Origin of the sequence: Streptomyces sp. NPDC058195, from assembly GCF_042883525.1 — a bacterium.
Lineage (GTDB): Bacteria > Actinomycetota > Actinomycetes > Streptomycetales > Streptomycetaceae > Streptomyces.
This window is the reverse complement of sequence record NZ_JBHVVM010000003.1, coordinates 64,258-86,931: the sequence shown is the minus strand read 5'-3', so window position 1 is coordinate 86,931 and position 22,674 is coordinate 64,258. Positions and strand designations below refer to the sequence as shown.

The 22,674-nt window shown below is 69.6% G+C and carries 20 protein-coding genes and 3 pseudogenes; 9 read left to right on the top strand and 14 right to left on the bottom strand.

Features of this window, described 5'->3' with window-relative positions; all coding sequences use genetic code 11:
* Positions 1-178 precede the first annotated feature (178 nt).
* Positions 179-547: a VOC family protein gene (locus tag ACFVWY_RS04530; RefSeq protein ID WP_389867251.1), complete on the bottom strand. Its 369-nt coding sequence runs from the start codon at positions 545-547 to the stop codon at positions 179-181.
* 87 nt (positions 548-634) lie between these two features.
* On the opposite strand from ACFVWY_RS04530, the gene ACFVWY_RS04525 reads away from it, so the two are divergent.
* Positions 635-940, top strand: coding sequence for a hypothetical protein (locus ACFVWY_RS04525; protein WP_389867249.1), 306 nt, complete (start codon positions 635-637; stop codon positions 938-940).
* 144 nt (positions 941-1,084) lie between these two features.
* A pseudogene (locus ACFVWY_RS04520) lies at positions 1,085-1,273 on the top strand (IS5/IS1182 family transposase); the annotation flags it as partial.
* A gap of 108 nt (positions 1,274-1,381) precedes the next feature.
* Here ACFVWY_RS04520 and ACFVWY_RS04515 read toward each other — a convergent pair.
* From ACFVWY_RS04515 to ACFVWY_RS04490, 6 genes and pseudogenes are all read right to left on the bottom strand, one after another.
* Positions 1,382-1,993, bottom strand: a complete 612-nt coding sequence (locus ACFVWY_RS04515; protein WP_385828403.1) for a chloramphenicol phosphotransferase — start codon at positions 1,991-1,993, stop codon at positions 1,382-1,384.
* A 24-nt stretch (positions 1,994-2,017) separates the two neighbouring features.
* Entirely contained in the window at positions 2,018-2,569 is a 552-nt protein-coding gene (locus tag ACFVWY_RS04510; protein ID WP_389867247.1) for a hypothetical protein, read from the bottom strand.
* A gap of 206 nt (positions 2,570-2,775) precedes the next feature.
* A complete protein-coding gene (locus ACFVWY_RS04505) occupies positions 2,776-3,444 on the bottom strand; it encodes a transposase family protein (protein WP_389867245.1) in 669 nt (222 codons plus the stop codon).
* A gap of 174 nt (positions 3,445-3,618) precedes the next feature.
* On the bottom strand, positions 3,619-4,113 hold the full coding sequence (locus tag ACFVWY_RS04500; protein ID WP_389867243.1) for a GNAT family N-acetyltransferase: 495 nt from the start codon (positions 4,111-4,113) through the stop codon (positions 3,619-3,621).
* Positions 4,114-4,302: 189 nt separating this feature from the next.
* Positions 4,303-4,734, bottom strand: a complete 432-nt coding sequence (locus ACFVWY_RS04495; protein ID WP_389867242.1) for a hypothetical protein — start codon at positions 4,732-4,734, stop codon at positions 4,303-4,305.
* A 34-nt stretch (positions 4,735-4,768) separates the two neighbouring features.
* A pseudogene (locus ACFVWY_RS04490) lies at positions 4,769-5,637 on the bottom strand (IS5 family transposase).
* Between the two features lie 131 nt (positions 5,638-5,768).
* On the opposite strand from ACFVWY_RS04490, the gene ACFVWY_RS04485 reads away from it, so the two are divergent.
* On the top strand, positions 5,769-6,470 hold the full coding sequence (locus tag ACFVWY_RS04485) for a bleomycin resistance protein (RefSeq protein WP_389867241.1): 702 nt from the start codon (positions 5,769-5,771) through the stop codon (positions 6,468-6,470).
* 150 nt (positions 6,471-6,620) lie between these two features.
* On the opposite strand, the pseudogene ACFVWY_RS04480 reads toward ACFVWY_RS04485, so the two are convergent.
* Positions 6,621-6,784, bottom strand: a pseudogene (locus ACFVWY_RS04480) (integrase core domain-containing protein); the annotation flags it as partial.
* A gap of 164 nt (positions 6,785-6,948) precedes the next feature.
* Between ACFVWY_RS04480 and ACFVWY_RS04475 the strand changes: the two are divergent.
* A complete protein-coding gene (locus ACFVWY_RS04475; protein ID WP_389867239.1) occupies positions 6,949-7,683 on the top strand; it encodes a carbonic anhydrase in 735 nt (244 codons plus the stop codon).
* 96 nt (positions 7,684-7,779) lie between these two features.
* On the opposite strand, the gene ACFVWY_RS04470 is transcribed toward ACFVWY_RS04475, so the two are convergent.
* Positions 7,780-8,172 carry a MerR family transcriptional regulator gene (locus ACFVWY_RS04470; protein WP_389867237.1) on the bottom strand — a complete coding sequence of 131 codons (393 nt, stop codon included), beginning with the start codon at positions 8,170-8,172 and terminating at the stop codon, positions 7,780-7,782.
* 62 nt (positions 8,173-8,234) lie between these two features.
* Here ACFVWY_RS04470 and ACFVWY_RS04465 point away from each other — a divergent pair, with 62 nt between their 5' ends.
* Together ACFVWY_RS04465 and ACFVWY_RS04460 are read left to right on the top strand one after the other, a co-directional pair.
* Positions 8,235-9,581, top strand: coding sequence for an MFS transporter (locus ACFVWY_RS04465; protein WP_389867235.1), 1,347 nt, complete (start codon positions 8,235-8,237; stop codon positions 9,579-9,581).
* Positions 9,574-10,384 (top strand): IS5 family transposase gene (locus tag ACFVWY_RS04460; RefSeq protein WP_389867234.1). Its coding sequence is split into 2 segments (ribosomal slippage): positions 9,574-9,996 and positions 9,998-10,384, totalling 810 coding nucleotides; the frame shifts between segments, so codons are not numbered across the junction. Before ACFVWY_RS04465 ends, ACFVWY_RS04460 begins: the two co-directional genes overlap by 8 nt.
* Positions 10,385-10,892: 508 nt before the next feature.
* Here the strand turns inward: ACFVWY_RS04460 and ACFVWY_RS04455 are convergent.
* The 3 genes from ACFVWY_RS04455 to ACFVWY_RS04445 all read right to left on the bottom strand — a co-directional run bounded on the left by ACFVWY_RS04455 (position 10,893) and on the right by ACFVWY_RS04445 (position 15,045).
* A complete protein-coding gene (locus ACFVWY_RS04455) occupies positions 10,893-11,084 on the bottom strand; it encodes a hypothetical protein (protein ID WP_389867232.1) in 192 nt (63 codons plus the stop codon).
* Between the two features lie 945 nt (positions 11,085-12,029).
* The gene (locus ACFVWY_RS04450; protein WP_389867230.1) at positions 12,030-12,686 is read right to left on the bottom strand and encodes a DUF6000 family protein; all 657 of its coding nucleotides are present in this window, start codon (positions 12,684-12,686) and stop codon (positions 12,030-12,032) included.
* Between the two features lie 421 nt (positions 12,687-13,107).
* Positions 13,108-15,045, bottom strand: a complete 1,938-nt coding sequence (locus tag ACFVWY_RS04445; RefSeq protein WP_389867229.1) for a BTAD domain-containing putative transcriptional regulator — start codon at positions 15,043-15,045, stop codon at positions 13,108-13,110.
* A 111-nt stretch (positions 15,046-15,156) separates the two neighbouring features.
* Here ACFVWY_RS04445 and ACFVWY_RS04440 point away from each other — a divergent pair, with 111 nt between their 5' ends.
* The 3 genes from ACFVWY_RS04440 (at position 15,157) to ACFVWY_RS04430 (ending at position 20,261) form a co-directional block, all read left to right on the top strand.
* Positions 15,157-16,035 carry an alpha/beta fold hydrolase gene (locus ACFVWY_RS04440; protein WP_389867227.1) on the top strand — a complete coding sequence of 293 codons (879 nt, stop codon included), beginning with the start codon at positions 15,157-15,159 and terminating at the stop codon, positions 16,033-16,035.
* 707 nt (positions 16,036-16,742) lie between these two features.
* On the top strand, positions 16,743-19,028 hold the full coding sequence (locus ACFVWY_RS04435; RefSeq protein ID WP_389867226.1) for an ATP-binding protein: 2,286 nt from the start codon (positions 16,743-16,745) through the stop codon (positions 19,026-19,028).
* 456 nt (positions 19,029-19,484) lie between these two features.
* A complete protein-coding gene (locus tag ACFVWY_RS04430) occupies positions 19,485-20,261 on the top strand; it encodes a hypothetical protein (protein WP_389867224.1) in 777 nt (258 codons plus the stop codon).
* Positions 20,262-20,394: 133 nt separating this feature from the next.
* Here ACFVWY_RS04430 and ACFVWY_RS04425 read toward each other — a convergent pair whose 3' ends face one another.
* A complete protein-coding gene (locus ACFVWY_RS04425; protein ID WP_389867223.1) occupies positions 20,395-21,984 on the bottom strand; it encodes an MDR family MFS transporter in 1,590 nt (529 codons plus the stop codon).
* 62 nt (positions 21,985-22,046) lie between these two features.
* On the bottom strand, positions 22,047-22,652 hold the full coding sequence (locus tag ACFVWY_RS04420) for a TetR family transcriptional regulator (RefSeq protein ID WP_389867221.1): 606 nt from the start codon (positions 22,650-22,652) through the stop codon (positions 22,047-22,049).
* Between the last annotated feature and the right edge of the window lie 22 nt (positions 22,653-22,674).

The following is a 22,674-nucleotide window of genomic DNA, read 5'->3' as shown; positions in this document are numbered from 1 at the left end:
TCGTAGAAGGCCGCCCGGCCCCAGCGAGCAGGAATCAACGAACCGTCCGGCTCCGTCAGGCGATCTACTCCTCAGACAGCATCCCGAGACAGCGCTGTCCGCCCAGCATCAAGGCCACTACCAGCAAATGATCTCTACCGCAGGCGGCCCGCGACCGGCGCAAGCACCTGGAACAGTGTCACTGGGCCGGGTTCGGCTGGGTCAGGTTCACCGGGTTGCCGTCGGGGTCCTGGATGTGGGCGACGCGCTGTCCCCACGGCATGTTGCTGGGGCCGCTGCGGACCGAGCCGCCCAGAGCCTCCACGCGGCCGAGCGTCTCGTCGACGTCATCGACACCGATGCTGAGCAGCATCCGCGGTGCCGCCCCGGCCTCCAGGTCCGTCTTGGCCACCAGCCCGAGGTCGGTGTCGCCGATACGCAAGCCGCGGTAGAAAGCCGGTCCTTCCTCCGGTACACGGAAGATCTCCTCGGCGCCGAACAACTTCTTGTAAAAGCTGAACAGGACGTTATGGTCGGCGGTCAGGATCACTGGCTGGATGGTGGACATGGCACTCCTATCGTGGACGGTCGTGTCGCTGGGTAGACCGTTCACGGACGATGAACTCATCGGCAAAGCCGCCCTGTCAGACGATTCATGCCCCAGACTGCCGCCCACGACCAGCGTGAGCACCCCGAGAACCGATCACACCAGCCCTTTGACCTGCGGTTTCAAGTTGGCGGAGTCTTGGGCAATGGCCGCGAAGCGTCGGCCGTCGGCATGGAACTGGGGCAGTGGCACAAACTTGTACGCGAACGGACCCGTCACCCGGTCTGGTCAAATTCCGAGACGTGGCATGGGATCTACGACCATGATCCGGTGGGGCTGTGGGTGCGCTGCAGCCGGGAAAGACACCGCCTGTGGCTGCTCACGTTCGACGTGCCGGTGACGGATCCGCAGTGAAGGGGGCGAGTGTCCGCCCCTTCCGCTGAACTGCCGCTGAGAGAACCTGCGGGGCCACCGCCCCTGCGTGCGGATGGTCGTCGAGGTAGGCCGGTGCCCCGGGATCACTGATGCGTGGGTGGCCGGGGCGTGGGCATGGGGTCAAGGCCCGACGACGTATCGGGGTTCGTGGTGCTGCCGAGGCGCTGGTGCGTGGAGCGGACGTTCGCGTGGTTGTTCCGCTCGCGCCGGCTGGTACGCGACTACGAGACGCTGCCCACCGTCCACGAGTGGATGGTCCTGTGGTCGATGACCATGCTCATGAGCCGCAGTCTGGCCCGTCGGCGAGCGTGAACCGGCGCGGGGCCGGGCCGTACGTTGTCGCGTTCACAGAGCAGATCATGCTTGATCAGGTTGTGGTCTGCACCGATCGGAGACAAGGTGTGGCCGGTATGCCCGCGGTCACACCTCCAGATACTCCTTTTCGAGCCAACGGCACACGTACGCGGCAACCTCGGCGGCCGACATACCGCTCGTCTCGACGACGAGGTCGGGTTTGGTGGCCTGCTTGGGCAGGCTGTTCTGATGCAGTGAAAGGCCGACCGGATGAGAGTGGCGGCGCTGCCGGTCAGCCAGCGGCTCGTCGGTGACCGAGAGCTCGATGAAGGCGACCCGGGCCAGCCCCCGTGCACGCAAGTCCAGGAGTCGGCCTTCGAGGTCCGTGTTGACGACGGGCTCAAACGCCTGGCCGTCGACGATCACACCGACGCCAGCGCTGAGAATTCCCACGATCCCCGCGTTCATCGCGCGAAGCATGGCAATGGCGTCGACACCGTTGTTGATCCGGCGCGCCCCAGGCATGCATGGAACATCCTGGTAGGTGAAACCGCGTTCAGCGAATCGGGCATTTGCAACGCCACCGGCCCACTGTCCGGGAACCATTCGGTAAAGCTCGTCCACTCCGAAGCGCAGCAGGGGCTCACGGGCGTGCTCCTGGACGGCGGCCGCCAACGTCGACTTCCCGGCGGCGGAAGGCCCAGTGATCACGACGCACAGTGGGGGCTTGCCATCCACAGAGAACTTCCCTTGTCTCTATGCTCATGAGCCGCAGGACGGCCCGTCGGCGAGGGTGAACCGGCCAGGGGCCGGCTCGGCTGCCCAGCCGCGGTCAGCAGGGCGCTTCATCTTCGACCGTACCCCTTCCACGCTGGCCGGGCACAGCTCCAGCCCGAGTACGACGGCGATCTCCTGGCACGTCATCACCCCGTCCTCTTTCGTGCGCCGTTCCGCCAGGGCAGCAAGGATCTGCTGGTAATCCACTGCAAGCACCTTCGCGGTCAGCGCGGGCCGCCACACCGGCACGATCGAACCCGCCCGCGCGGCCCCAAGCGCGGGCGCCCCAACGGACGACACCTCGGCCGCCGCCTCCGGCTCCGGCACACACGAGTTCTCGACCGAGACAGGGCCGGCTGCTCCCGTCTCCGAGCGCCGCGGCGCGGACAAGACCTCGTCCACGCGCTGCCGGGCGATCAGCCACTTCTGCCAGTCAGTCTCCGCCTGGGCGAGCTCGGCCAGTACCCGGTCCGCTTCCTCCCGCAGTCCCTCCACGCGCACGCGCGCGGCCAGCTCGCGGTCCTCCAACAACCCCACGACCGATGCCGTCAGGCACCTCCACCGACGAGACAAAACGACAGCCTGAACCTGCCTCGCCGACCCCGACGTCATGCCTGACCTGGGGAACACGTCCATCAAGTTCGGTACAACAACGCGTTCTCAGGCCTGCTGAGTACGGAATAACGACCTGGTCCGCGATTGAGGTCGGGGTGTGCTGACCTGGCGGTTCGGCTGGTGGTTGGTCAGCAGGCGGTCTGGCGGGCGAGAACCAGTTCGGTGCTTGGCTTGCGGCGGGTTGGCCGACGGGCGGAGCGGTCCGAGATCAGCGAAGCGATCGCGCGGTGGGTCTCGGCGTAGTCCTCAGGCCGACCGGTGTAACGCTGGAGCGGCCGCCACTGCCGCAGTTCGGCATGGGCGTGCTCGACGCAGATCCGATCCGAGTACTGCCGTCGGCGCATCTCCCGCCATGCGTACTGCTCGCCGAGCAGTGCGTCGTCCTTCGGCTTCTTCGGCGGGGCGCTGACCTGGTCGGGGAATTCGTTGGCCAGACCCCGGTAGCCCTCGTCGACCTCAGCTCCCACTTCCGGGCGAAGCCGGAACTGCTCGGCGATGCCCTTGGTGCGCATCGCGGTCTGGTCGTGCATGCGGCCCGGCCGGTCCGCGCCGGGCCACAGCAGACGGCCCTGGCCGTCGCTGATAGTGGTGGTCTTGATGGTGTTCTGCTTCTTCTTGCCCGAGATGAAGGCGAGCGCGGCGTGCGGGAGCCCGGTGCGCAGGTGGACCAGGGCGACCAGCACCCGGTCGGCGAAGACCAGGTCGTGCTTCGGGCCAGCACCGGCCGCCCGCCGCCGCGCAGCACCTCGCCGCGCACGCAGTGCCGACTCGCACCGCGCCAGCCAAGGGTGTGCCAACTCCCCGATCAAATCGCCGAGATGCGCACGGGAGACGCCGCAGAAGGCAGGAAGGGACAAGGTCGCACGGGCCCACTTCTTGGTCACACGCGAAGAACCCGTGCGGCCGCTGTCACGTCACGGCCATAGAAGACAGCCTCGCGCACTGAGTCGAGGCCGTCGCACCGTCGCAGGTCAGGCTTTCGTGCCCGCCATCGCCCCCGGCGGGCGCATCATGAAGACGTCGATCGGATCCTGGGCTTCCACGACGAATCCGTGGCGCTCGTAGAGTCGACGGGCGGCACTGCCCTGCAAGACGTTCAAGCCCACCGTCATGCCCCGCGCGTCCGTGCGCTCCAGTACCGTGCGCAACACAGCGGATCCGAGCCCTCGGCCCTGACAATGCGGAGCAAGGTAGAAGTGCTCCAGCCACTGCCTGTCTTCGGCGGGTCGGACCGTGACGCATCCTGAGAGTTCACGGTCGATCATGATGATCGACGTGTGCTGCGGGGAGAAGGAGTCACGCAGCCGCTGCCGTACCCGGTGCTCGTCGTAGCGCCCAAGGCGTTCCAAGTCCGCACGCATGACCGTGGCCCGCAACTCCGCGATCACCTCGATGTCCGCTGCCACCGCAGAACGCAGCACCCAGCCCGCGGCGTGCGACGACGTGGCCCGTGCGGGCACTGCCATGCCCGATCGCGTACCGCTCCCCATCACCCCAGCATCCATGGCCGGAGTATCTCAGTACGCCTGCCCTGAACAGGCACATGGGCATCTCAACCCGAACTGCCCAATCCCCCCGACCTCAATTGCGGACCGGATCGTAAGAGGTCCTAGCAAAGGCTTTGCCTGGATCGGGGGTTGATCAAGCAAGAGTCTTCAGTGGCCGATGTCGCATGCTTCGTAGCTCGTGAGCCCGACCGTCAGCAGGGGCGGCACGAGTGTGTGCATGTACCAGCTCAGGTCGGTGAAGTCGACCGCGTCGGGCAGACACCGCCGGTTGATGGTCGGGATGAAGCTGCACGCCATGCGGCCGGGAGAGAACAGGAGCTGACCGCCTGTGTTCGCGCCGTCGTGGTAGACACAGACGGCCACGTGGTGGTTCGCATGCGCGGGTGCGTCCAGCACGACCAGGACATCCTGCATGTGAGCGCGGGTAGTGGACTGCCAGTCGTAGAGGCCGTCGTCGTTCACCATGTACGAGAGCGGCTGCTCCAGTGCCCATCCCGTGACGGCCAGGGCCCCGACGGTGGTGCGGACCGTGAGCTCGCGGGCGAAAGTGAAGTCGATGTCTGCAGTCCTGGACGACACGGATGGCTCCTGATGGAGGTTCGACGGCACCGCATCATTGCCAAGGATGTGCCGAGCTGTCGATCGAATTGAGGGTCAAGGACCTGGGCAGAGGCGTTGGACGTGGCGGTGGGGGGATGCGGCAGGTGGCGAGGCCGAGGAAGGCTTCGTGGATGTCGCGTCGCGTCGTTCCCACCGGACTCGGAGGCGCCGGAGACTGTGGCACCAGGGCGATCGTGCGCTCGACGGACCAGCGGTGAACACCGAGGCCGGATCCGTGCGGCACCCCGCGGCGGGCGATGACCGGTTTGAGTCCTGTGCCCAGACCAGGCGGCGGTACTTGGCGTGGTCGTAACCGCGATCACCGAGCAGGACGTCAGGCCGCCGACGTGGGCGGTCCACGAGCCCAGGGACAGACGGAATCCGGGCGAGCAGGGGCGTCAGCTGGGTGACGGCGTTGCGGTTTCGCCGGTCAGGGTCACTGCGAGCGGGATGCCCTGCACGTCGACGATGATGTGGTGCTTGCTGCCCGGCCGTGCGCGGTCGACCGGACTGGGCCCACTTTTGGGCCTCGCCGAGCGGCCCGGACATGGGAAGAGTCGATCACCGCCCGCGACCAGTCGAGCTGTTTCGCCGCACGCAGCCTGACCAGCAGCACAACGTGAAGCCTGTCGCAGGCACCGGCCTCGTTCCCGGCCGTGAGCCGTCGCCAGAACGTCCTGCCCGAACCGAACCCAGCTCCCGCGGCAGGTACTCCCACTGGATCCCGGCATGCGGCACGAACAGGATCCCGCAAAGGGCCTGGCGGTCACGCACTCTCGGCCGACCGGCCACCAGCTTCGCCCCCGACTCAGGTAACAACGGCTCTGTCAGCGGCCGCAGTTCATCCGAGACGATCCATGGACGCGACTGCCTCTTCCTCACGAACAGCCCCGCGAACAGCCCCACGAGCACCCAAGCCCGCAGTCACATCGCCAGGGACTTCTGTAGGGGCCTCTGAGTGGATCGCGGACATATCCCGCAGTCTTCTATTCAATCTTGACTAGAGTGGCGGCATGGGTGAGAAGACCATTCCGATCCTGCCGTGCCAGACCATCCAGCCCGTTCTCGACTTTTATACGACCCTTGGGTTCGAGGTGACCTTCCAGCAGAAGAGCCCCAATCCGTACGCGGCCGTCCAGCGCGGCGGCATACAGCTCCACTTCTTCGGGATGAAGCAGTACGAGCCGGCCGAGTCGTTCAGCACGTGCATCGTCCAGACTGATGACGTCGACGGGCTGCACGAGATCTTTCGGGCCAGACTGAAGGCGGCGTACGGGAGAGTGCCGAACCGCGGTCTGCCGCGAATCGGGCCGCTAAAGAACACGTCACACGGCGTTCGGCAGTTCCTCATGACCGATCCGGGCGGCAACTGCATCCGCATCGGGCAGCAGACGAGCGACGACCCGCACCACCGGCCCGCTCCCAAGGAGACCTTCGCCCGGGCCCTGCACTACGCGTCCCTCCTTGCGGACTCCAAGGAAGACCCGGCGGGCGCCGCGACGATCATCGACCGGGCGCTGCGCCTTCAGGACGAGCGGCCCACGCCTGTGCAACTGCTCCGTCTTCTCGTGCTGCGTGCGGACGTCGCCGCTCGCCTCGGCGAGAAAGACACCGCGACGTCCGCGCTCGCCGCGGCCACCGCAGTCCACCTCACCCCGGAGGAACAGGAGTCCGCACACGACGACCTCGCGCGCCTCACGCAACTGCTGGGCTGAGGCGCGGGTCACAGCCACGCATCGATGGCCGCTACGAGGACGGTCGCCTCGTAGCGGACCGCGAGCTGGTCGTACCTCGTGGCCACGGCGCGGTGCCGTTCGAGGTGATTGATGCCGCACTCGACCGTGTGCCTCGCCTGGCAGCCCTCGGGGTCGGCCTCCGGGGGCGGTGTGGCAGTGGGGATGGCTGTAGTCGTGGAGAAGGCCTGACAGGGCCTCAGGGCGCTCGTTGCTGGGGTGCAGGGCTTCAGGTAGGCCCACTCCTCCAGCAGGGTGCGGTTGACGCGTTCGGCCGTGCCGTTGGTCTGCGGCTGGCAGGGGGCGGATCCGCCGTCGCCCGAGCTGGTTCTGTGGGCTGTCCGGAGCAATGTAGCCCGCGCCCGCTTGTGCCTGCTGCGAGGGCACCCACACCCCGCTGGACCATTGGCCTGGTCAACACGCAGTGACGTGTCTGAGCGGCATCGAGGGGAACTGACCGATGGACAGAGCCGGACATCCGAAACGTAGGACGCTGCTGGCCGGCGGACTTGCGGGCGCCCTGGCCGCGCTCGCGGGGTGCTCATCGACGAGGGCCGCCTCATCGGCGACCAGCGCTTCGCCGGAAGCGCGGGCCACCACGCCCGCCACGGCATTCGCGCGGTTGATGGAAGGCAACAAGCGCTGGGTCAGCGGGGACCTTCAACACCCCGACCGGGATCCGAACCGGCGTCAGCTCGTGGCCCAGGAGCAGGAGCCTTTCGGGGCGGTCCTCTCGTGTATCGACTCCCGAGTGCCGCCTGAGCTCCTCTTCGATACCGGCCTGGGTGACCTTTACGTGATGCGCACCGGTGGGGAGGCGGTCGGCCCGGTGGTCACTGGCTCTGTCGAGTACGGGCCTATGACGAGTGGCACGCCTCTCATCGTGGTCCTCGGGCATCAGCGCTGCGGCGCCGTCAAGGCGGCGTACACGTCCCTCCGTGACGGCAAACCGCTGCCCGGCAACCTGCAGGCGATCGTCAAGGCCCTGCAACCGGCGTACAGACAAGCCGTCCGGGAGGGGGGCGCCGACCCGGTCGAGACCATGGCCCGCGCCCAGGTCAAGCTGACCGCGGCCGATCTGCGATCCAATCATGATCTGGCCCCGCTCGTGGGAAAGGGCGCCCTTGCCGTGGTGGGCGCCTACTACTCGCTCGACACGGGCACGGTGGAAGTCCTGGCTGGCGCGCCCTCCTGACCGGACGGAGGATAACTGTCGTTTCAAAACGTGGGCGCGTGTTGCCACTTCTCATCGACGGAGCCAGGTAGTTGCATGGCCACCGAGCGTTTGCGGTCAGGGTGCCACGTCCGTGGTGTCGAGCAGTGCGCACTGATCGAATTTCATGCAGCCGCACTCCAGGCAGTCCGCAACTGCCTGCCGCAGGGCCTGGGTCTGCGCGATGTGACGATCGAGTTCGGGCAGCTTGCGCGTGGCCATGTCCCGCCACTGACGGGTTGCGGATGGCGTGGTGTCTTCGGCCAGCAGTTGTGTGATCTCGGCGAGGGTGAAGCCCGCCCGCTGCGCCATCTTGATCAGGGCGACCCGGCGGACGGTTGTGGCGGGCCACACCCGACGCCCGCCTTCGCGGCGCGCGCCGGGCAGCAGACCGCGCTCCTCCCAGTAGCGCAGTGCCGAAGCACGCACATGAGCTTTCTCCGCGAGCTCGCCGATGGGTAGATATCGCACGCCCGCCTCCTCCTCGGTCCGGCCTTGACTTCAAGCATGCTTGAAGCGCGACTGTGACCTGCATGTTCTCAGCCGCACCGGGACGCCTGCTGCCCGGCCCCTACCGTTCACTGTTCGCCGACCGCACCTTTCGGCGGCTGATGCCGGTCTTCGCGTTGTCCGACCTGGGGGACGGCATGACCGTCGTCGCGGTCGCGTGGCTCGCGCTCGCACTGGGCCCAGACGGCGGCCAAGGCACGCTGGCAGGCATCGCTGTCGCCGCCTACGTCCTGCCTGGCGCGCTGGGCGCCCTGGCTCTGGGCAGGTGGATGCGCCAGCTGCCCGCGCGGCGGCTCCTGGTCACCGACTCCACGCTACGGGCCGTACTGCTGGGGGCAGTCCCGCTCGCACACATGGCGGGGCTGCTCACCCCGGCCGTGTACGTCGGGCTCCTGGGCGCCTCCTCTCTGCTGCACGCCTGGGGCAAGGCCGGAAAGCACGCACTCTTCGCCCCTTTGCTCCCTGAAGACCAGCGCCTGGCGGCCAACAGCGTGATCAGCACCAGCCTCTGGACCGCGACCATCGCGGGCCCCGCCCTCGCGGGCCTCCTCGTGGGAGTGATATCCCCGGCGTGGATCATCGGCCTGGACGCCGCCACGTTCGCCGTGCTCGCCCTCCAGACCGGCCGCACCACCCTGCCCCGGACACCGGTGCCCCCAGTGACCGGCGGCACACAGCGCGGGCTGAGCATCCTGCGCCGCCAGCCGGAACTGTTCGGCCTGCTCCTCGTGACCTGGGTGTTCAACCTCGCCTTCGGCCCCGTCGAAGTGGCCCTTCCTCTGTTCGTCTCCGACGACCTCGATGCCGGTGCCGGGCTGCTCGGCGCCTACTGGGCCGCTTTCGGTATCGGAGCCGTCATCGGCGCCCTCGCCCTGGGCGCGGCCAAACGGCTTCCCCTGTGGCCGGCCATGCTCGGCATCATCGCGGGCCACGGCATCGGGATGCTCCCTTTCGCCCTCACGGACACCGCCGTCCCTTCCTTGATCGGCTTCGCTTTCGCCGGACTCGTCTACGGCCCCTACTCCGCGCTCTCCTTCACTCTGATCCAGGACCGCGCACCCGCCGACTCCCTCACCACGGTTCTGGCCGCGCGCAGCGCCGTACTCCTGACAGCCTCTCCCCTCGGAGCCGCCCTCGGAGGCTTCCTCCTCGACTGGACCAGCGCACCCGCTGTCCTCGTCGGCTGCGGTGTGCTGATGATCCTCACCGTCCCCACCAGCATCGTTGTACTGAAGCTCTGCGGAAGCCGCCGACGACGGCATCAGCCCGCGCATGCCCCGGCCGTGCAAGCGAGGTGTACTGACCGGGACCGGCCAGCGTCACAGCACTCACGTCGCTTCGACCAGGCCGAGATCTCGACAGGTGACTGACGATCTCGTTCCTGATGACCTGTGGGAGCGTGTCGAGCCCTTGCTTCCCGCACCACCGGCGCGCAGGCACCGATCCCCTGGACGAGTGCGCACTCCCGACCGGGTGGCACTGGCGGGCATCGTGTATGTCCTGCGCAAGGAAGTGGCCTGGAGAGACGTGCCCGCAATGCTGATCGGTTGCTCAGGAGTCACCAGCTGGCGACGGTTGCGCGATTGGACCCAGGCCGGTGCCTGGCCCCGCCTGCATCAGGTATTCCTGACCGAGCTGCGGACCGCAGGAAAGATGGAGATGGACGGTTGCGCGATCGACGGTTCACCCATCAGAGCGTTGAAAGGAGGGAGAGGCGTCGGGCCATCGCTGGTTGACCGCGCCCGCCCAGGCTCCAAGCACCACCTGATCGTTGACCCGGCACGGTACTCCGCTGGCCGTTTCTCCGACCGGAGGGAACCGTCACGACGTGACGGAATTGATCCCGCTGCTGGATGCAATTCCGCCGGTACCCGGGCTGCGCGGACGGCCCCGCAGCAGGCCCAAGCGCCTGTTCGCCGACCGCGGCTACGACTTCGACAAGTCCCGTCGGCTGCTGTGGAAACACGGCATCAAACCCGTGATTGCCCGGCGCGGTGCCCCGCACGGTTCTGGCCTCGGACGCACCAGGTGGGTGGTGGAGCGCACCTTTGCCTGGTTCCACCAGTTCAAGAGGCTCCGCATCCGCTACGAACGCCGAGCGGACCTCCACCAAGGTCTGCTCGAACTTGCCTGCTCGATCATCTGCCTCCGCCGACTCCGGAAGGCATTCTGAAACGATCAGTGAGTCGAACGGCCGACGAGTAATGAGTAGGTGTGCTCCTGGCCACTGCCGATGTGGTTCTCGGTGAGCTGGACGGTGCGGGTCAGGGGAAGGCGTAGAGACGGGCGAGAGCAGCCGCGACAGGGACGTCCAGGGGCAGCGTGATGCCGTTCAAGCAGCGCGGCAGCACTTTGCGGGCCTCGTCCTCGGCTGGGAAGTGGCCAGGGTGTTGCGAGGCTGGGCGATCGATGACCAGACCGGGCGGGCAGAGGCGTCGTGCGGCACTCCAACGGAGGAAGGGGGTGGCGCGGGAGCGCAGGGATGGCCTGGTCACCGCACCGCTACGGGGTGTCCCTCTTTGTTCATGCGGGCGGCTGCCGGTCAGGTATCAGCAACGGGTACGCGGCCGTCCGACGCCTCGTCCGGTCTGCTTGAGTACGCCTTGTTCAGCGCCTCGTGGACGTGAACCAGCGGCTGCCGTCCCGGGCGAGCGCCCGGGACTCGCCCTGCCCCGGGTCTGTCAGGTCCACTGCGCAGACGGGGCCGACGGGCCAGAGGCACCCGGCGGCTCCTGCCGCGGGCGGGCGGCGGGCATCAGGCGCAGCAGTGGTGCCAGCTGGTGGTGGAGGCGGTCGGCTTCCCCGCGGACCAGGGCGGGAACGTCGCCGCGCTCGGCGACGAGGCGGTCGTAGACAGGGGTCTTCTGGAACATGACGGACGTCTTCCATTCAGTGGATCGGGCTGCTGTGCGGGCTTATATCCGGGAGTTGAGGCCGAACTGGTCGGTCAGGTCGGTGAACAACGCCTGCGTTCTCCTTGAGCGTCTTGTCCTCGTCGGAGGGCAGGAGGCTGGCGGTGACGGGCTGGACCGCATGCGGGTACCGGGCTCCGCCGGGGACGGAGGTGAAGCCGGGGTGGTATTGGCCATCGCGGCGATGTCCTTGACGCGTTCGTTCCCCCGTCCTTCCCGCGAAGGGCGGGGGAGCTGCTTCTTCCCGTCCAGGCCGTCAGACTCTGCCAGTTGGTCGGCCGCCGCCCGCGCGACCATGCCGAAGGAGAGCGGGCCGGGCGGCTCACCGAGGTGCTCATGCGGTCGTGTCCAGGAACGGGGCATGCCCGGCACCCTACGTGCCAGCACTGACATCGGGCGTCCGGGCCTCGGTGCTGCTGACGGACATGTCTGCGGTGATCTGCTGGGGCGGCCAGCTCATGTCGTGGCTTCCAGGGCGATGATGTAGTCGAGAGGGAGCGCGTCGGCTTCCTGGGGCCACACGATCTGGTCATGGAACGTGCGCTGGAAGGCGCGCAGCAGGTACCGGTCCGCGCGCCGAAGGCACAGGGCACGTCGCCGGGGAAGGCGAGGGGCGCGTTCTCGTGCTGGTGCCGACGCGGGGCCTTCTGCCCCGGACCATCCAGGCAGGGTGCGGCGCGGGGCCGTGACTCATACGGGTCCGCTGGTCCCAACGCGGGGCCGTTCCGGGTGTCCTTCGTGCTCGCGGGCGTCACAAGACTTCTTCGGCCACTTCCACGGCGGTGAGCACGGTCGTGGACCGGTTCTTTCCGACGTAGCCGGTGGTGAGGACAGGCCCACCGGTATCCGAAGCCGGCCTGCCCCGAGCACTGTCCGGCCACCGGCGCTCTCCGCGGTTCGGTTCGGTCATGGTGCGGTCCCCGCATCCTGTGGTGCTGAACGCGGGTCTCTGGTGGCCGCGTCTTCGTCAGCGTGGGCGCACAGTTCGTCGATGAACCGGCTCGGCGGCGATGGCCTCCTCCTGCCCTGGGCTTCGTTCCACTGGTCCCAGAGGCCGCCGGGATGCAGGAAACGGGCGGCGTGTTCGCTTCCGGTACGGCTGTCGATGCGCAGGAGCGCGCTGATGGCCCAGCGCTGGTCGTACGGGCAGTCCGGCCGTCGGAGGTAGCGGTCCAGGTAGACCGCGAGGTGCTGGGCGTCCTCGTCGGTACCGAAGCGTGCGAGGGCAAAGCAGTAGCCCTGTCCGGCGAAGCAGAGCTGGCTGGCCAGGAGCAGGTCACCGAGGACATCGCGGAAGTGCTCGCGGAGGTCGAAGCCGATCAGCCAGGCGGCCGTGAGCCGGGAACGCCATTCGCTCTCCAGCAGGATTTCGAGTTCATCGTCCGTGATCTCCCGGGCGGCAGTGCTCAGGGCCTGGAGGAAGGGAGTGCGCTCACTCTCGTCGTCACGTGCGAAGTTGCCGTGCAGCAGGTGCAGGTAGCGCCCGACACCCTGTGCCGCTGGTGTGACGTAGCGATCGATGACGTTGAGAAGCCCGGGGTCGGAGGCAGAAGGAAAGCGCATGAAGGCATCCTCACGTGGGCAGCGAGCCGGGGCCAAAGGTTTTGGCGGTCCACCTGCTCCGAGGGTGGTGATGTGGGATCAGGGCCTGGCCAGTGAGGCCGCGGCGCCCTCGACCGGCAGATCACCCGCGAGGAAGAACAGCGTTCCACGCTGGTGAACTCCGCTGCAGCACCGCCTACCGTCTCGGACTCGGCGCCCTGCCCCCTCCCGCCACCAGCGGCCGCCTGATCGTCTACCTCGCCCACACATCCCCCGGACCAGCGCGAACAAGCGCCAGGCAAGGCCGTTACCCCTACCACAGGCCAGACCGTCACAACCGCGTGCTGGCGGCGGCGGAACTCCTGAAGGCCATGGCGGCCCGATCCCGCCGGGTCCGTGGGGTGAGCACGGACGGGCCCGGGGGGTCGCGGATCGCGGTCGCCTACCCTGCTGCGGCGCAGGCCTGCGCCTCTGCCAGGTACCGCGCCACCGGGCCCAGGGTCAGCATTCCGCTGGCGGCGCCGGCGTGTTCCGCACAGGCGCCGCGCAGGGCAGTCTCAGCGCGTGCGGCGACTCCGCGCTCGCCGAGGCGTACAGCGGCGCGAGCGGTCAGGCACCACATGGCCTCCTGCATGTGGTCACGCGGTGGTTCGGGCACTGCGGCAAGGGCGGCACGGGCCTCCTCTCTCCGGTCCTGCGCGAGCAGCACAAGGGGGCGTGCCCAGGGCCTGTACGGGCCCCAGTCGAGGTCCGGTCCGGTAGGCGCGGGCCGGTCGTGCAGGAGGCGAAGCCCCAGCAGGGCGAGCGGGAACAGGCCGCGGTGCAGCCCCGGCATTCCGGCCGTCCGGAGGGCGCCTTCGGCAGCGCGGAAGTGCGCTGCCGCCGTGGCGGCGGCCGGGCCGCCGGGTTCGGTGCTGCGGGTGGCCGCGGCCCGTGCCCTGAACCATCCGGTGAGGACGGAGACGAGGGGCGCCTCGGTGGTTGCGGCGAGCTGCTCGGCGGCCTCGGCGTGCGAGGCCGCGGCGTCGAGGTCACCGAGGGCCGAGGCGGATTGCAGACGGATGAGCCGGCCGAGTACGGCGAAGTCCGGCAGCTCGTGCCGGGTGGCCAGGCCGAGGATCTCGGCGCCGATGCTGTCCCGGACCGTAGCGAGCCCGGGGCGGGTGAAGGACTGCAGGAACACCCCGTTGAGAGCGAAGACCAGCAGGGCGGGATCGGCCAGGCCCCGCGCCAGCGCCTCGGCCTGCCGTGCCGCCTGCTGTGCGCGCCTCTGCTCGGTCCCGGACAGATCGGCGCTGCGGCTTTCGACGGCGATCGTGGCGAGGAGGCGGACGGACAAGTGGGCGGGACTGCCGGGGCCGAGCGCGGTGAGCGTGCGCTCGGCAGCCGCCACGACGGCGCGGGACTGCTCGGGGATATCGGCCCGGCTCCAGAGGGCGGGTACGTCGTAGGCGCCGATGATCCGGGCGGTCAGGGCCAGGTCTCCCGTGCGTTCCGCCGCCTGGATGGCGGCGAGGCGGTCGCGCCGCGAGTGGACGAGGGCGTCGCCACCCGCCAGTGCGAGGGTGCGGGCCAGATCCACGGTGGTACGCGGGCCGAGCCGGACACCAGGGCCGGTCCACGCGGTACGTGCTCCTCCGGGGGGCACGGAGCCGTTGAGGATGTCCGTCTCCAGGCGCTGGAGGCCGGCACCGGGGTCGAGTCCGAGCTGGTCAACGAGCATCGCGCGGGCGCGGCGGAGGGTGGCCAGCGCGTCGGCCTGGCGGCCCGCGCGGTGGAGCGCGCGGGCAAGCAGCTCCCAGGCCGGCTCGCGCCACGGGTGTTCGGTGACATGGGCACCCAGTTCAGCAACGAGGCCGGCTCCTTCCCCGGAGTCGAGGAGGATACGGGCGTGCAGTTCCGCCCCTTCCCATCTCAGTTCCTCCAGCCGGGTCCGCTCGCGCTGCGCCCATGCCGAGCCGGTCACATCGGCGTAGGCGGGTCCGCGCCAGGCCGCGAGTGCCGCGCCGAGGTCGGTCACCGCGTCGGGGGTGCGGCGGGCTCGGGCGAGGGTGTCCTGGAACCGACAGACGTCCACGTCGTCGCGCGGCAGGCGCAGCGCGTAGCCGGGACCTTCGGTGACGATCACGTGCGGCGGATTGCGGGGCGGCCGGTCAGGTTCCAGGGCGCGGCGCAGCGCGGCGACGAACGTACGCAAAGCGCCCACGGCGCGGGGCGGCGGATCGGTCCACAGGTCATCGACGAGGGCGTCGGTGGTGACCATCCGTCCCTCGGCGGCGACGAGCCGGGCGAGTACCTCACGATGGCGGGGTCCGCCAAGGTCAACCGGGCTGCCGTCTTCGCGGAGGGCCCGCACCACACCGAGCACGTCGATTCGCATGCCTCCATCCTCCGTGCTGGGGACGGCTGCGCCCGACCGTACTGATCGGCTGCTGATCGCCGTCGCCCAAGCTGATCCGGTCAAGTCCCCGACCCGAAAGGGTGGTCCCTCATGCCCCTTGCCATTCCCGGCTTCGATTACGTCCGCCTGCCCGGTGCGAACGGTGTGGAGCTGGCTGCGGCTGTCGGCGGCAGTGGCAGCCCGCTCGTGCTGTTGCACGGTTTTCCCCAGACCCACCTGATGTGGCGGCATGTCGCCGAGCGGCTCGCCGACGAGCACACGGTGATCTGCCCTGACCTGCGGGGCTACGGCGCCAGCGACAGGCCGGCGGCCACCAGCCCCGATGTGTACGCCAAGCGCACCATGGCCGCCGATGCCGTATCCCTGGCGGCGTCACTCGGCCACGAGCGTTTTGCTCTCGTCGGCCACGACCGGGGCGCCCTGGTCGCCTTCCGGGCGGGGCTGGACCATCCGGAGACCATCACGCACCTGGGCATCCTCGACATCGTGCCCACGCTCGACATGTGGGACGTCCTGCGTGGCGTCTCGGCGGCGGTCGGCTACCACCTCTTCCTGATGGCGCAGCCGCCGGGCCTGCCGGAGGCGATGATCGCGGGCAGCGCGGACGCGTTCTTCGGCTCGTTCCTCGACGCCTGGGCCAACGACCCGGCCGTCATGCCCGAGGACGTGCGTGCCGAGTACCTGCGCGCGAGCGCCGCGGCGGTGACGTCGATCGTCGCGGACTACCGGGCCTCGGCGGACATCGACGTCCTGCACGACCAGGCGGACCTGGACGCCGGGTCGCAACTGGCCATGCCGGTGACGGTCGTCCAGCAGGACTGGGGTGCGCGGCTGGGCTACGACGCTGCCGGGGTGTGGAAGGCGTGGGCGCCGGACCTGGATCACCGGCTGACCCGCGCCGGGCACTTCATGGCCGAAGAGGCACCCGACGAGATCGTGGCCGCGATCCAGGGCCTGCTGGCCCGCTGAGCCCGCTGTTCCTGGCTCGTCGGCTGGCCACGGCCGGTCGGCGAGCGCCGGGATTCCGGTGATCGGCATGCGACGGCCACGGCCGGATCCGCAACGGCAGGGCCGGTGCCGAGGGCAGCGTCATGGAACCGGCGCCATGCGGCCAGGACCTTGTCGTACGCCGTGGTGTGGGCGCGACGCCGTCGTGGTTCCTGTCCGGCCCCGCGTCCCCAGGTGTCGTCGAACCAGGCGAAGCCGAATGCTTCCTGACCGGGCAGGACGGGCGCGGCATCCGCCGCAGCCGCGAGACACCGTCGGCCGGAGGACGGGACGCGAGCGTCTGCGGCCGCGACCTCGTACGTCACGACGGTGTCCGCGCAGCCCATGGCGCAGGTCTCCAGCGCGTCGCGCTCCTGGGGTGTCCGCGGTGAGCTTCCAGCGGAGTTTCGTGGCAGTCCAGTCGGCGGGGCAGGTGCACCGCACGGACTCGGCCGGTGGCATCCACCGCGGCGGGTCCTTGTCCGCCAGGGGACGGGGGGTCGATCAGGGCTTCCGCCCAGGACGGACGTGTCTGAGGACGGTCTCGCTCCCATGGCCCGCGCGGCGCGCCCGAAATATGTGTGACATCCAGAAGTCATCTCATATGATGACGACGCTCCGGAGTCGCAGACCTACACTGTGCTGATGCTTCGCGAAGAGGCGAAGTACCTGAGCATCACGGGGGCCCCATGGGATTCGGCTTCGGGCAGCGGCGCAGCGGGCAGCCCCCCGCCGAACGGACCAGTTTCGTAGGGCGGGCCGAGGAGATCGCGCTGATCCAGGAGGCCTTCCGCGCGGCACGGCTCGTCACCCTGGTGGGGCCCGGCGGCGTCGGCAAGAGCCGCACCGCCCTGCGCGCCGCGGAGGGCCTGCGGGAACGGTTCCCGGACGGGGTGTGGCTGGCCGAACTGTCGGCGCTGCCGGACCCCGAGCTGGTGCCCGAGACGCTGGCCGCCGTGCTGGAGGTGCCAGAGCACGCCGGGATGGAGCCGCTGGACGCGGTCGTCGCCCACCTCAAGGGGCAGCGGCTGCTCATCGTGCTCGACACCTGCGAGCACATGGTCGACGCCTGCGCCGTCCTCTGTGACGTCCTGCTGCGCGAGGCGGCCGGGGTGTGCGTCCTGGCCACCAGCCGCCAGCCCCTCGACGTCGTCGACGAGCAGACGATGGCGATCGCGCCGCTCGGTGTGGACGACGCCGTGGAACTGTTCACCCAGCGGGCCGCCAGGGTGCTGCCGGGCTGGACCGTCGGCGACGCCAACCGGGAACAGGTGCTCTCCCTCGTGGAGCGGCTCGACAGAATCCCGCTCGCCCTCGAACTGGCCGCCGTGCGTCTGCGGGTCGCACCGCTGGCGGAGCTGGTGGCCCGGCTGGACCGCAGGTTCGAGGTCTTCACCGGCGGTCAGCGCGCCGCCTGCGCCCGCCACCAGACGCTGCGCACCACGATCGGCTGGTCCTACGAGCTCTGCACCCCGGCGGAGCGCCTGCTGTGGGCACGCCTGTCGGTCTTCGCCGGGCCCTTCGAGCTGTCGGCGGCCGAGCGGGTGGGCGGCGGCGACCGGCTCCCGTCCGACGCGGTGCTGGAGGCGCTCTTCGGACTGGTCGACAAGTCGGTGGTGCAGCGCGTCGGTGAGGACGGGGCGCGCTACCGGCTCCTCGACACGATCCGCGAGTACGGTGCCGAGCGCCTCGACGAGGACCGGACCGCGACCGCCGTAAGAGAGCGGCACTTCGAGCACCATCGCGAGACGGCCCGCCGGATGTGGGACGAGCTGATCACTCCTGCCCAGGCCGACCTGCACCGGGCGGTGAGCAGCCAGATCGCCGACATCCGGGCCGCGATGAAGTACGCCTTCTCGGCGGAGGGCGGCGCGGCGGAAGGACTGATCCTCGCCGTCTGGATGGCCCCTCACTGGCGGGCCAGCGGCACCCTGTCGGAGGGGCGGTACTGGATCGACAAGGGGCTCGGCCTGGTGCCGGACGACTGCCCGGAGCGGGCCTGGGGCCTGTTCATGACCGGTGTGTTCGCGACCTGGACCGCCGCTCTCGACGAGGCGCCGAGCCTCTTCAGGCAGGCCCGGGAATCGGCGCTGAACTGCGACGAACAGCGCGTCGCGCTGTTCACCGAGGCGTACAACGGCGCGATGCGGGCGCTGTGCGGCGAGATCGAGGAAGGGCTCGCCGACCTGGAACAGGGCCGTCGCCAGATCGTCGCCGTGGGCGACCTGCTCGGTATCAGCATGGTCCACTACGAAGGCGCGTTGCTCCGGGCCGTACTCGGGGACGCCGACGGGGCCCTGGAGATGTGCGCATGGGGGCTGGCCCATCTGCACGGCACGGGCGACCGGCAGTTCTACGGCTCCACGCTCATGGCGCAGGGCCTCATCCTCTGGCTCGCGGGTCGCCACGAGGAGGCGGCCGAGGCGCTGCGGCAGTCCCTGGAGGCCGTCAGCGAGATCGGTGACGTACTGGTCGCGGCGCTCTGCTGCCTGGGACTTTCCTGGTACGCGGCCCGTCAGGAGCGCTACGTCCGGGCCGCCTGGCTGCTGGGGTACGCGGAGGGCGCGCGTCGGCTCAGCGGCGATCCGGTGGCCATGCTGACGGCCGTGCTGGACCAGCAGGAGGAGACCCGCGGCGCGGTGCGGGAGGCGCTGGGGGACACGGAGTACGAGCGCTGGCACGGCGTCGGGGTGCGGCTGTCGGGGACCGAGATCCTGGCGGCGGTCCGGGCGGACACCGACCGGCCCTCACCCCGGCGGACGGTGCCCCGCGCCCGGCCGGAGCCCGCGGCGGCCGACCTCCTCACCCCCCGGGAGCGGGAGGTCGCCACCCTGGTCGCACGGGGCCTGTCCAACCGGGAGGTCGCTGAACACCTGGTGATCTCCAAGCGGACCGCGGACACCCACGTCGAACGGATCCTCACCAAGCTCTCCATCGATTCGCGCACGGAGATCGCGTCGGTACTGAAACCCTGAGTTCCGTACGCAGACCGTGCCCGCGCCGGTACGTATGCCGACGCCGGCGGGGTGAGGGCAGACGGCCGCACAGATACGTGTACCGACCCGCGATTCGGTGCGGGCGGTCGGGGTGATCCGTGCGGCAGGCTGGGCACGCCACTGGGGGCAGGGAGCAGCTGTGCGGCAAGGGCGGTCGTGGCCGGCGCGCAGGCCCGAGTGCTCCCGCCCCCAGCGGCACCGGACGTGCCCGCTCCCCGCCCCGCGGTCGCCTAAGGGCTGTCCCGTATCCCTGGCGGGCGTGCGACGACAGCCACGGCACCTCGCCGCGTTGTCGGAACGCCCGGATACATCCAGTATTCGGGCGTACCTCCGCCGTGCGACGCACCGCGTCTGACGCCGCATGCTGATTCACCAGGGAGTACGGGACAGCCCTTAGGCTGTAGGGAGCAACACCCGACAAAGAGGATGCGCGCCATGTCCTTCGCCCCCCTCGGCCGGCACAACGGCGAGCACAGCGACTACTGCAACACCGTCCTGTGCTGCCGCTGCCAGCAGCGGAGCTGGACGACGCAGCAGGGCAACGAGCGGCTGTGCGGCCCGTGTGCCGCCTGCTGCCGGGAATGCGGCAGGGCCCCGGCGCCGCATCTGGACGGGCTCCACGAGGGCATCTGCTCCGACTGCCGCGGGCTGTGCACCAACTGCCGCGCGCCACTGCCCGACACGGGCGCCTGCGAGTGCCGGCAGTGGAAGCAGAGCCCCGGCAGCGACCCGGTCCGTTTCATCCTTCAGGGTTTTCCCGCACCGCTGCTCCAGGCTCTCGGGCACCGGGTTCCGCGTACGCTCCCCGACATCCTGTACGGCGAGCTGGAGCACCGCACGGCCGCCCAGCTCCTGGACCGCGTCGAGCGGCGCTGGAGCAACCGCTGGTCCCACGCCGTCCATGAACGCGACGAGGAGAACCGCCGCCGCTGGGCGCCGCAGGAGATCGCCGAGGCGCTGGTGAGCCCCGGCAGCTGTGGGAACCGGGCCTGCGAGGACGGCTACCTCCTCACCGACGGAGCGCCCTGCCCGTACTGCCGTCAGCCGGCCCACCGCTTCGTCCCGGCCACCGCCGAGGCGGTCTCCACCTCCGAGCACGCGCGCGCGACCGCCGCGCAGATCCGCAGGACGCTCGTCGGCAACCGCTCCGCGGTGAAGCGGCCTGGCCACGCGGCCCGGCCCGGCGCGTGGCCGGTTCCGTACGACGACTGACCCGGGAGCAGGGAGCGGGGACAGGGGCCCGGCGCCGTGCCCGGCACGGGCTCTCGCGGACGCGGTGTCACGCGCGTCCGCGAGAGCCTGCGCCGTCACGACGGCCGGGCCCCTGTCAGTGGAAGTGGGCGGATCAGTGCGCCGCGGCCGCGGCCTTCTCCTCCGCGAGCCGCTCCATGCCGCTCTGCGTCTTGAGCGGCTTCTCCTTGATGAAGAGCACCGCGATCAGGGCGAGGAACGCGAACGGCGCGCCGACCAGGAAGACCTCGGCGGTCGCGACCCCGTACGCCTGCTCGACGATGTGCCGGGCGGGCTCGGGGAGCTTGCTCAGGTCAGGGACGGAGTGGCCGGTGCCACCGCCGCCCGCCGCACCGCCGAAGCCCTTCTCCAGCTCGCTGGCCACCCGGTTGCCGAGCACCGCGCCGAGCGCGCTCGTGCCGATCGCGCCACCGAGGCTGCGGAAGAACGACAGCACCGAGGTCGCCGCGCCCAGCTCCGAGGCGGGCACGTCGTTCTGTGCGGCCAGCACCAGGTTCTGCATCAGCATGCCGACGCCCACACCGAGCACCACCATGTAGACGCTGAGCAGCCCGAAGGAGGAATCCGCGCTGATCGTGGAGAGCAGACCCATGCCCGCGGTCATGATGATGCCGCCCGCGATCAGGAAGCCCTTCCACTTGCCCCGGGAGGAGATGATCTGGCCGGCGACGGTCGTGGAGATCATCAGACCGAGGATCATCGGCAGGCTCATCAGGCCCGCAGTGGTCGGCGTCTTGCCCAGCGAGATCTGGAAGTACTGGGAGAGGAACACGGTGCCGCCGAACATGGCCACACCCACCAGCATGCTGGCCAGGGTCGTCAGCGCCACCGTGCGGTTGCGGAAGATGTCCAGCGGGATGATCGGTTCCTCGACCTTGGACTCGACCAGCACCGCCGCGGCCAGCAGGACCACACCGGCGCCGACCAGGGCGGCGGTCTGCCAGGACGCCCAGTCGAAGCGGTTGCCCGCGAGGGTCACCCAGAGCAGCAGGGCGCTGACGCCGCTCATGATGAGCACGGCACCGATGTAGTCGATCTTCACCTCACGGCGCACCGTGGGCAGTTTCAGTGTCAGCTGGAGCAGCACGATCGCGAGCAGCGCGAACGGCACACCGATGAAGAAGCACCAGCGCCAGCCCAGCCACGAGGTGTCCACGAGCACACCGCCGATGAGCGGGCCCGCGACGGTGCCGACGGCGAAGACGGCACCGAAGATGCCGGAATAGCGGCCGAGTTCCCGCGGCGGGATGATCGCCGCCATCACGACCTGGGCGAGCGCCGTGAGGCCGCCCGCGCCGATGCCCTGCACCACCCGGCTCACGATGAGCAGGCCGACGCTGTGCGAGAAGCCGGCGACCAGCGAGCCGACGATGAACATCGACAGGGACAGCTGGATGAGCAGCTTCTTGTCGTAGAGGTCGGAGAGCTTGCCCCAGATCGGGACGGTCGCCGTCATCGCCAGCAGTTCGGCGGTGACCACCCAGGTGTACGAGGACTGGCTGCCGTTCAGGTCGGCGATGATCCTCGGAAGGGCGTTGGAGACGACGGTCGAGGCCAGGATGGCCACGAACATACCGGCCATCAGGCCCGACATGGCCTGGAGTATGTGGCGGCGGGACATGGCCGATGGCGCCGCCTCGGGCGCACCGGCTATCTGTTCTTCGGGGGTGGCGGCAGCGCTCATCGGCCGGCGTTCCTCATTCTCTGTTCTCGGGTGGAAGGGCCCTGGTGGGGCTTCGTGCGTGATCAGTCGTTCAGACCGGCGGCCAGCGCGGTGAACGCCTCGTGGTAAATGCTCTGGAACGTACGGGTGCGGCCCGAAGCCACCCAGACTTCGACGGAGGCCCGTACGGCGGCGATCGCCGCGTGGGCGACGAGCCGGGGGCGGAGCGCGGACTCGGGGTCCTGGCCGAGCCGTTCGGCGACGGCGGCGACCAGGGCCCGTTCGTCCGCGCCCTGGGCGGCCAGGAACCGGGAGAGAAGCGACGGGCTTGTCCGCAGCACCGCCATCTGCAACTCCCAGCGCTCGTGGTCCTCTTCGATGTGGGCGAGCTCCTGGGCGATCGCCTCACGCAGGGCCTGGAGCGCCGTGAACGCGGGCGGTGCGTTCAGCACGGCCCGGCGGATCCGTTCGGCGTCCTCCTGGATGGGGCGGGTGATCGCGTCTTCGAGGCACGGGAAGTAGTTGAAGAAGGTGCGGACGGATACGCCGACCGCGTCGGTGACCGCCTCCACGGTCACGTCGTCGATACCGCGTTCCGCGGCCATCCGCAGCGCCGTGTCCGCCAGGGCCTTGCGTGTGGCGCGCTTCTTGCGTTCACGCAGCCCGAGGGCGGGGTCGGCGGCTGTCATGACGTGCATGCTATGCATTTTT

Coding starts and splice junctions, on each gene's coding strand:
- ACFVWY_RS04530 (WP_389867251.1), bottom strand. CDS start 547: ATGTCCACCATCCAGCCAGTGATCCTGACCGCCGACCATAACGTCCTG.
- ACFVWY_RS04425 (WP_389867223.1), bottom strand. CDS start 21,984: ATGAGCGCTGCCGCCACCCCCGAAGAACAGATAGCCGGTGCGCCCGAG.
- ACFVWY_RS04435 (WP_389867226.1), top strand. CDS start 16,743: ATGGGATTCGGCTTCGGGCAGCGGCGCAGCGGGCAGCCCCCCGCCGAA.
- ACFVWY_RS04485 (WP_389867241.1), top strand. CDS start 5,769: ATGGGTGAGAAGACCATTCCGATCCTGCCGTGCCAGACCATCCAGCCC.
- ACFVWY_RS04475 (WP_389867239.1), top strand. CDS start 6,949: ATGGACAGAGCCGGACATCCGAAACGTAGGACGCTGCTGGCCGGCGGA.
- ACFVWY_RS04420 (WP_389867221.1), bottom strand. CDS start 22,652: ATGACAGCCGCCGACCCCGCCCTCGGGCTGCGTGAACGCAAGAAGCGC.
- ACFVWY_RS04455 (WP_389867232.1), bottom strand. CDS start 11,084: ATGTTCCAGAAGACCCCTGTCTACGACCGCCTCGTCGCCGAGCGCGGC.
- ACFVWY_RS04440 (WP_389867227.1), top strand. CDS start 15,157: ATGCCCCTTGCCATTCCCGGCTTCGATTACGTCCGCCTGCCCGGTGCG.
- ACFVWY_RS04500 (WP_389867243.1), bottom strand. CDS start 4,113: ATGGCAGTGCCCGCACGGGCCACGTCGTCGCACGCCGCGGGCTGGGTG.
- ACFVWY_RS04445 (WP_389867229.1), bottom strand. CDS start 15,045: ATGCGAATCGACGTGCTCGGTGTGGTGCGGGCCCTCCGCGAAGACGGC.
- ACFVWY_RS04450 (WP_389867230.1), bottom strand. CDS start 12,686: ATGCGCTTTCCTTCTGCCTCCGACCCCGGGCTTCTCAACGTCATCGAT.
- ACFVWY_RS04465 (WP_389867235.1), top strand. CDS start 8,235: ATGTTCTCAGCCGCACCGGGACGCCTGCTGCCCGGCCCCTACCGTTCA.
- ACFVWY_RS04430 (WP_389867224.1), top strand. CDS start 19,485: ATGTCCTTCGCCCCCCTCGGCCGGCACAACGGCGAGCACAGCGACTAC.
- ACFVWY_RS04525 (WP_389867249.1), top strand. CDS start 635: ATGCCCCAGACTGCCGCCCACGACCAGCGTGAGCACCCCGAGAACCGA.